This window comes from Erwinia sp. MYb416, from assembly GCF_037479575.1.
GTDB classification, from domain to species: Bacteria; Pseudomonadota; Gammaproteobacteria; order Enterobacterales; family Enterobacteriaceae; genus Erwinia; species Erwinia rhapontici.
Genome location: NZ_JBBGYT010000365.1, coordinates 1 through 1,267, shown reverse-complemented (window position 1 = coordinate 1,267; position 1,267 = coordinate 1). Strand labels below are relative to the sequence as shown.

1 tRNA gene and 3 rRNA genes are annotated in these 1,267 nt (G+C 53.9%); all 4 read left to right on the top strand.

Going from position 1 to position 1,267, the window contains the following annotated elements:
- Positions 1 to 593, top strand: a 23S ribosomal RNA gene (locus WH277_RS05335); the annotation flags it as partial.
- Positions 594 to 809: 216 nt separating this feature from the next.
- Positions 810 to 925, top strand: a 5S ribosomal RNA gene (gene rrf / locus WH277_RS05330).
- 48 nt (positions 926 to 973) lie between these two features.
- Positions 974 to 1,049, top strand: a tRNA-Thr gene (locus WH277_RS05325).
- Positions 1,050 to 1,084: 35 nt separating this feature from the next.
- Positions 1,085 to 1,200: ribosomal RNA gene (rrf, locus tag WH277_RS05320) — 5S ribosomal RNA — on the top strand.
- Positions 1,201 to 1,267: the final 67 nt, after the last annotated feature.

The window sequence follows — 1,267 nt, the reverse complement described above, 5'->3', positions numbered from 1 at the left end:
TCGTGAGGTTAGTGCAATGGCATAAGCTAGCTTGACTGCGAGAGTGACGGCTCGAGCAGGTGCGAAAGCAGGTCATAGTGATCCGGTGGTTCTGAATGGAAGGGCCATCGCTCAACGGATAAAAGGTACTCCGGGGATAACAGGCTGATACCGCCCAAGAGTTCATATCGACGGCGGTGTTTGGCACCTCGATGTCGGCTCATCACATCCTGGGGCTGAAGTAGGTCCCAAGGGTACGGCTGTTCGCCGTTTAAAGTGGTACGCGAGCTGGGTTTAGAACGTCGTGAGACAGTTCGGTCCCTATCTGCCGTGGGCGCTGGAGAATTGAGAGGGGTTGCTCCTAGTACGAGAGGACCGGAGTGAACGCACCACTGGTGTTCGGGTTGTCATGCCAATGGCATTGCCCGGTAGCTAAGTGCGGAAAAGATAAGCGCTGAAAGCATCTAAGCGCGAAACTTGCCTCGAGATGAATTCTCCCTGGGGCCCTGAGCCCCCTGAAGGGACGTTGAAGACTACGACGTTGATAGGCCGGGTGTGTAAGCGCAGCGATGCGTTGAGCTAACCGGTACTAATGACCCGTGAGGCTTAACCTTACAACGCCAGAAGCGTTCTGGTGAGCGTGATGAGAGACGCAAAGAGATTTTCAGCTTGTTACCGGATAAAGAATTAGCGGAAACGAAAGATTTTACGCTGAGGCAAGGCGGAGCCCGGGGCGGCACGAGGGAGCATACTGAAGTATGTGACTGAGAGGCGCGAGGGTGACAACGCTGCATCAGTGAAAAAGATTCGTTTCATGCACAAAGAATTTGCCTGGCGGCTTTAGCGCGGTGGTCCCACCTGACCCCATGCCGAACTCAGAAGTGAAACGCCGTAGCGCCGATGGTAGTGTGGGGTCTCCCCATGCGAGAGTAGGGAACTGCCAGGCATCAAACAACAAAGGGCGACATACGTGTCGCCCTTTAAAATTAAGTGTGCTGATATGGCTCAGTTGGTAGAGCGCACCCTTGGTAAGGGTGAGGTCCCCAGTTCGACTCTGGGTATCAGCACCAGTAATAAAGCGTGAGTTCGGTAAATCAAGAATTTGCCTGGCGGCTTTAGCGCGGTGGTCCCACCTGACCCCATGCCGAACTCAGAAGTGAAACGCCGTAGCGCCGATGGTAGTGTGGGGTCTCCCCATGCGAGAGTAGGGAACTGCCAGGCATCAAATAAGCAGACAAGCCTCATACGAAAGTATGAGGCTTTTTTGTGCTTTGAATCTGGCGATAAT